The sequence below is a fragment of the Allobosea sp. 10L422 genome (genome assembly GCF_056395345.1).
This window is the reverse complement of the sequence record NZ_JBFTJI010000010.1, coordinates 212183-219146: the sequence shown is the minus strand read 5'-3', so window position 1 is coordinate 219146 and position 6964 is coordinate 212183. Positions and strand designations below refer to the sequence as shown.

The following is a 6964-nucleotide window of genomic DNA, read 5'->3' as shown; positions in this document are numbered from 1 at the left end:
GATACAAGCCTCCCGCGCCAGAGGTCTTCATCCCCGCCATGACCGCGAGGGCGGCTGCGCAACCCGGACCAGCTACGCCGCCCGCGCTGGTGTCGAGACCAACCGTCCACTAACAATCACCTTGGACCAGCCGGCGGGGGCGGATCAGTAGCATCCGCCCTTTGTAAGCTCGGGATGCCAAAGAATTATTTTAAAACGGCAGCCATTAAATGTCGTAACTCCTGTACCGTGTTGACTTGGCCATGATTTTAAGCAAACATATCGCTAATTAATAATAGATGTTACAGGGAGGATATTATGCCGGATGCTCTAATTATAATGAAACATAATTCATCTTCTCGCGAAAATTATTCGCAAGAGGATGAATTTGAGAGAGACGCCGAAGCAATCAACTTTTACATATTGATATGGCGCTCGACGCTTGCCGTAGCCCTCATCGGTCTTGTTTATATTCTTCTAAAACAGTGACTCGACGAAACGAAGCCCAAGCCCCATTTCTCTGAGCAATCATAGGAGGGCGCCGTTCAGCCTACTATTGGACAGCCTTCGGCCGGCGTATTGGTCGCCTTGTACTCTCCACTTCGTTGTTAGTGGGGAGGATGACTCTCGCGAATTCATGGGACATTCTCAGCAAGCTCGGCGCAATCGAGGCAAAATCCCTCGTTCCCGAGTTAGTCATGACCCGAACCAGTTCATCAACCAGTATCTCCAGAGCTCGTTGCGCACCGTCTTCACCTGCAGCGCCCACCCCAAACAATGTGGACTTGCCGGTCATGACAGCCTTGGCCCCTAGGGCCAAAGCCTTCAGAATGTCACTGCCGCGCGAGATTCCGCTGTCCAGGAGGATCGTTGTCTTGTGACCCACCTTATCGGCAATCTCCGGCAGCATACGAATGGGCGCAATCGCCGCGTCTAGGTTGCGCCCGCCGTGGTTCGAGACAATGATCCCGTCACAGCCAGCGTCGACGGCGAGGGCTGCATCTTCGGGATGCAGAATGCCCTTCAGGATGAGCGGCCCATCCCAGAGCTTGCGGAACTCCTTAATGTCCTCCCAGCTGACGTTATCGCAAAACGGCAGATTGAATTTTCCTGGTTTCGCGGCCGATACCGGGACGCGCAGCTGCTCCGGATAGTTCTCCGCGACCATAGGCCCGGATTTCATATATCGGCGGAAGACGACGTTATACAGCCACCGCGGATGGGATGCGATGTCCAGAAAGTTCCGACTAGACACCTTGAAGGGGATGCTGAAGCCGTTTTTCAGGTTGTACGGCCGGAACGGGGCCACAGGCGTGTCGACGGTAATGATCAGGGCCTCATATCGAGCACGCTTCGCTCTCGCGATCAGTTCTCGCGTCATTTCACGCTGAGGCCAGACGTATAGTTGCAGCCACAGGCGACCGTCGACCGCGTCCCTAATTTGCTCCATGGGGGTTATGGATCCCGTCGATAAAGCAAATGGTACTCCGGCCCGGGCCGCAGCCCGGGCCGAGCCTACTTCACCATCCAGCCAGAGCAGACTGGCGAAGCCCGTCGGCGACACCGCGATGGGTGCCGCGCTCGGTTGGCCGAACAAGGTGCACGATGTATCGGGCGCGGACACGTCTCGAACGACCCGAGGAACTATGTCGATCTCGTCAAAAGCGTGGGAATTTCCAGTGAGGCTCCGATCCTCATCGATCCCCCGCGCGACGTATTCGAAAATGCCTCGCGGCAGGTGCTCACGAGCCATTTCACGCAAATCAGCGATCGACAGAGCCTTAGCGCGAAGCTTCTCGATACTCATGCTGGCCAACCCCGGAATCAAAAACCGGAAAACATGCGCTTGCCGGGGTGTGGCATTTCAGCCTTGAGGATCACCCCTGCATCGCACTCCGTGAAGTACGCAGTTTTGCGCTCAGGCCCGCCATAGGCGACGTTTGTCACCTGGCGCCCAGTTCCGGCATCGACGCGCAAGATGGGTTCGCCTTGAGGGTTGAACAGCCACAAGGCTCCGAGGCCAATTTGGCAGACGACAAGGTTGCCCGCCTCGTCAATGGTGATGCCGTCTGGACCGCCACCACCAGTCATCTGGATGAAGTTGCCGACCTTCGCGACAGTGCCGTCGTCGGAGAACGGGACGCGCCAAATGGCATTGGCCCGTGTAACGGCGACGTAAAGCACCCGTTCGTCGAGCGACAGCACCAGCCCGTTCGGGCTTGGAACATTGTCGAGCAGGCAATCCACCTGCCCGTTCTGCCGGACGCGGAAGACGCGCCCGGTCGGGTCATGAAGGCCAGTTAGCCCCTGGTCGGTGAAATACAGATCGCCGTTCTGGCCAAAATAGAGATCGTTGACTGCCTTGAGGTGCTCAAGCCGCACGCGCTCCAGGAAGGGCGTGATCTTGCCTGTGTCCGGGTCGAGCGTGACGATCCCGTATTTGTGGTCCGCGACAAAGATCCGGCCATCCTGGTGGACGCGAAGGCCATTCGGCCAACCGTCATACTCCGCGATCACCTTGAAATTGCCCTTCGGGTCGATCCTGAAGATCCGGCCCCAAGGGATGTCGACGCAATAGAGATTCCCGTCGCCGTCGAAAGACAATCCCTCTAGCACCGAATGGTGGTTCCCCATCGCGGGCTGATGCCCAAACCACTCGCCGCCACGATCGGACTTACGAAGATCGTCGGGAAGACGGGCAAAAACCTCAGCGGTCACTCTCGGAGGAGCAGCGTACATTTTATTCTCCAGCGCGGATTATCGCATCGTCTTTGGCAGCCACAGGACGATGTCCGGCACCAAATAGATCAGGAAAGCGAAGGCGATGATGATGAAGCAGTAGGGCAACGACGACCACGCAATCGTCGCCAGGCTCGTTTGCGGCGATATCGATTGTATGGCGAAGAGATTGAGGCCGACTGGCGGGTGAATTTGTCCCAACTCGATGAAGAGGATCAGAAGGATCCCCAGCCAGACCCCGTCAAACCCCATCGCGATCATCGGCGCGTAGATCAATGGCACTGTCACGAGCATCATGGACAAGCCTTCCATCAGCATCCCGAGCACGATGTAGATACCGAGCAGAATAAGAAAGAAGACGAACGGGCTTAGATGCAGACCGGTGATGAATTTGGCGACGCCGGCGCCAAAACCCGTGATGACGATGCCGTATTGCAGGATTTGAGCGCAGATGGTGATGAACATGATCACTGCGCTCGAAATCACGGTGTTCTCGAAAGAGACCTTGACCGCGTTCCAGGTCAACCCGCCATAGTAGTAGGCAATGATTGCCGCGAGAACGACGCCCGTGGCAGAGGCCTCGGTGGCCGTAAACGCCCCCGTGTACATTCCGAGAATGACACCGCCGACAAGGATAATGATCGGCAGGGAGTCCCTTACTGGGTTTCCGGCTACCTCATCAGTAAAGCTATCCTTGGCGGGCACCAGGCCCGGGTTCAGGGTCGCCTTGATTGCCACATACAGGCAGAAGAAGAAGGCCAGTAGAATGCCTGGGATGATGCCGGCCATGAGAAGGTCGATGACCGATTCATGGGTCATCGACGCATAGACGATCATCGGAATGCTCGGCGGGATCAGAATGCCCAAGCTGCCGCCGGCGGTCAGAGTGCCCATGGTGAGGCTATCTTTGTAGCCGCGCTTCCGCATCTCGCCGACTGCCACGGAACCCACCGTCATGGCCGTGGCCACCGAAGAACCACTGACTGCAGAAAAGACAGCGCAACCAGCGATGTTAGTCTGCGCGAGGCCCCCCGGCACATGCCGAAACACTCGGGCTAATCCGGTGTAAAATCGTGAGGCCACCCCGCCTTGGAGAATGATCTCTCCCATCAAAATGAAGAGCGGAATTGCGACCAGGGTGAAGTTGGTCGAGTTGTTCCAGACGATGCCGCCGATCGATTCCCAGAGGTTGGTGCCTGAGACCGCCGTGATGCCGACGAGACCGGTCAATCCCATTGCTACGCCGATGTAGACGCCACCAGCAAGGCAACCGACGACGACCAGCGAGTAAAGGATGACGAGTTCATTCCATGACATTTTCTTCCTCCTTCACCAGCGAGGCGTCGCCGTGCCAGAGGGATTTTCCAACGATCACAGCTCGGTAAAGCATCCCGAAGGTGAGAAGCGCCCAGGCAGCCGGTAGAAGGATTTGCGGATACATGAGGGGCGTGGCCGAGTACTGCTCGGAGACGCTCCCGAATTCCCAGCTGGTCGTGAACAGAGCCCAGGTCTGGAGCGTGACGATGCCGCAAAAAATGGCTGACAATATTCCGATGGCAAGTTCCCAGACCGCGCGGGGCTTGAGCGGAATGCGCGAGACCAGGGCCGAAATGCGCAGGAATCGTCCTCGCATCAGAGCGGGGTAAAATCCGAGCATGGTCGCGGCGGCGAATAGGTATCCCGAATACTCCTCGGAAATCTTGATCGATATCGAGAACGTATAGCGAAGAAAGACCTCGACGTTCATGAGAACGACCATCGCGGCAATCAGCATGGACGCGAGTCCGACGAATATTTTCTCAAGGCTGCTCATCAACTCGGATCCAGTTGCACACGGCAGATCACGCCCACAGGGCAATTCCTGTGGGCGTAGACGTCGTCAGTTGCAGCCTTCGGTAAGCCCCGCGAGGATCTTCTGACCGACCTCGCCGTTGGCCTTCGCCCACTTCACGCCGATTTCCGACGTGACGTCGCGCAGCTTCTTCGCATCGTCGGGGGTCGGCTCAGTTAGAGTCATGCCCTTACCGACCAGCGCTGACTTTGCCTCGCCATCCAGCTTGAAGACCTCCTCACGGAACTTCTTTTCCCAGCGGGCAGAAACCTCGGTGAATGCGTTCCGGACGTCGGCGGGAAGCTCGGCAAGCGCCTGGTTGTTCACGGAGATGATTTCATGGGAGAGCGTGATGTTGAACATGTAGCCGTTCTTGAGGATGCGCACCCAATCCCAGTAGTTCACGTTGATCGCGGCGGTGATCGCCCCGTCAACGGTGCCCAGCTGGAGCGCTTGCGTTACCTCTGCGGTCGTAATGGACGCGCTGGTGGCGCCCAGCTTGTCGAGCGTTTCGACCTGCTCGCGATTCCAGGTCCGGATCTTCTTGCCCTTCAGATCGGCCAGGGCCTTGATCGGCGGAACGGACCAGATCTGCTGGCCAGGCATAGCCCAATGCATGATGGGCGTGGCCTTGAACTTGTCCACGATAGCCTTGTCCATCAGCGCCTGCACCTTGGGCAGCCCACCGCTGAAGAACTTCGTCATATCAGTGCATACGAACGGCATTGCTGTTGCGCCGACGACTGGCAGATCGGAAGCAATGAAGCCAGAGGGAGAATGACCGATCTCAATCTGACGGCGGCTGATTGCGCGGTAGACGTCCACGCCCTTGTAGGGAAGCTCGCTGCCAGCGAACACACGAATGTTCAGACGCCCCTTCGTCGCCTCCGCCACGTCCTTCGCGAAGCCGCGCGCCCACTCCGTTTGCTTGTCGGCAACGTCGTAAATCGTGAACATTTTCCATTCGAAGTCGGCAGCCAAAGCCGTGCATTGGCCGGCGGCCCAGATCGCAGCAATTGACGCAAAGCGGCCCAGTGACTTGAGCATGTCTTCCTCCCTTGTGTTTCCATCTGCGATCTCCGCGCTTTCGAGTCTGAGGACCTGAACCGCTCGAAGTACCGCCCTATCGGCCCCGCATTTGTCAGCGAAGCTCAATTATTCTCTGTGTGAATTCTTATTTCAGCAGCTGAGAAATTACTGACTCCTCTCGGGGGTGTCAATCGGCGCCAGCACAGAACCGTGCCGGTTTGATCGGATCAAAATGGTGCCGCCGCCGAGAGGGTATTCAGCCCACTGACTTCGGGGCTTCCTTCGGTTGGTTGGCTGTGGCGGCTGCCCGAAATGCACGCGAAAGCGCGCCTTAGCCCGGCCGGCTTAGGCGGCTCGATCTTATGAAGGGTGATTGTTGCGCGCCGAGCTTAGACGGCGTCTTCGACGGCCTTAGCTCGTCGTCCCCCACGGCCCGCCGATGTAGAACGACGTGGTGCACTATCCAGCATACCAGCGTCCTCAGCCAAACGATCCGCAATAGCCTGCGTAGCCCGCTTGAGCGGCGGCAGCACCTTCGCCATCATCCGGCTCTGTGGCCCCGCGCTGCTCAGGATCAAGCTGCTCAAACAGGCAATCACTTTGTCCCCGACAATCACGGGGACGGCTACGGCCCAAATCCTCGAATGGTAGATCTCGTCGAGATAAGCCTGTTCGGCGAGCGCGTAACCATTCCTCCGGACTTCATCGAGGCGTTCGTCCAAGCCCTCCAACATCCGCGGGTTTGTGTCCCACCGACTGTCTGACGTGCTGAGTTGTGTCAGCACACGCTTGAGCTCGTCCGGCGGCAGATGCGCGAGGTAGGCTATTCCGACGCCGGTCACGAGAACGGGAATGCGCGCACCGAGTCGGCTTGAGATGGACATGCCATGCTCACTTCGATTGGTGTACGCGATGGACATCTGGCCCTGCTCATAGGTGGCAAGGTTGGATGGCCAGCCTATCTCCGTCCGCAGTTCCTCGATGATCGGCGTGGCCAGCTGAACGAGACGAGACGTTGCGGCGAAGCCTTTGCTGAGCGTCAAAGTTCTGGCCGTGACTCCATATAGCGCCGACCGTTCGAGACGATAGATGTAGCCGGCGCTGGTGAGCGTCTCCAAAATTCTAACGATTGTCGGCTGAGGGAGATGTACCCGCTTGCCGATATCAAGCGCCGCGAGTGGCCCATCCTCGCTAATGACCCTCAGAACCTGCAATCCGCGAATAATCGCGCGAACGGGTTCGAACGATGGCATTCAACAGCTCTCCCAACCGCTTTTAGCTTCCTGCTCACGGCAGTCCCGTGGTGACGACCCTTCGTCACCACGGCCCGCATATATGCATTTATTTCAGCAGGTGAATGCAAGCGAATTCGCGGCGGCTCACAGA

6 protein-coding genes are annotated in these 6964 nt (G+C 57.8%); all 6 read right to left on the bottom strand.

The window, feature by feature from the left end; all coding sequences use genetic code 11:
* Positions 1–532: 532 nt before the first annotated feature.
* Positions 533–1786, bottom strand: a complete 1254-nt coding sequence (locus AC1DEZ_RS19845; protein ID WP_476780543.1) for an alpha-hydroxy acid oxidase — start codon at positions 1784–1786, stop codon at positions 533–535.
* 17 nt (positions 1787–1803) lie between these two features.
* The gene (locus tag AC1DEZ_RS19840) at positions 1804–2718 is read right to left on the bottom strand and encodes an SMP-30/gluconolactonase/LRE family protein (RefSeq protein ID WP_476780542.1); all 915 of its coding nucleotides are present in this window, start codon (positions 2716–2718) and stop codon (positions 1804–1806) included.
* 18 nt (positions 2719–2736) lie between these two features.
* Positions 2737–4035, bottom strand: a complete 1299-nt coding sequence (locus AC1DEZ_RS19835; protein WP_476780541.1) for a TRAP transporter large permease — start codon at positions 4033–4035, stop codon at positions 2737–2739.
* The gene (locus AC1DEZ_RS19830) at positions 4022–4531 is read right to left on the bottom strand and encodes a TRAP transporter small permease (protein ID WP_476780540.1); all 510 of its coding nucleotides are present in this window, start codon (positions 4529–4531) and stop codon (positions 4022–4024) included. The genes AC1DEZ_RS19835 and AC1DEZ_RS19830 overlap by 14 nt, the downstream gene beginning before the upstream one ends.
* Positions 4532–4597: 66 nt before the next feature.
* Positions 4598–5596 carry a TRAP transporter substrate-binding protein gene (locus AC1DEZ_RS19825; protein WP_476780539.1) on the bottom strand — a complete coding sequence of 333 codons (999 nt, stop codon included), beginning with the start codon at positions 5594–5596 and terminating at the stop codon, positions 4598–4600.
* Positions 5597–5967: 371 nt separating this feature from the next.
* The gene (locus tag AC1DEZ_RS19820) at positions 5968–6831 is read right to left on the bottom strand and encodes an IclR family transcriptional regulator domain-containing protein (RefSeq protein ID WP_476780538.1); all 864 of its coding nucleotides are present in this window, start codon (positions 6829–6831) and stop codon (positions 5968–5970) included.
* Positions 6832–6964: the final 133 nt, after the last annotated feature.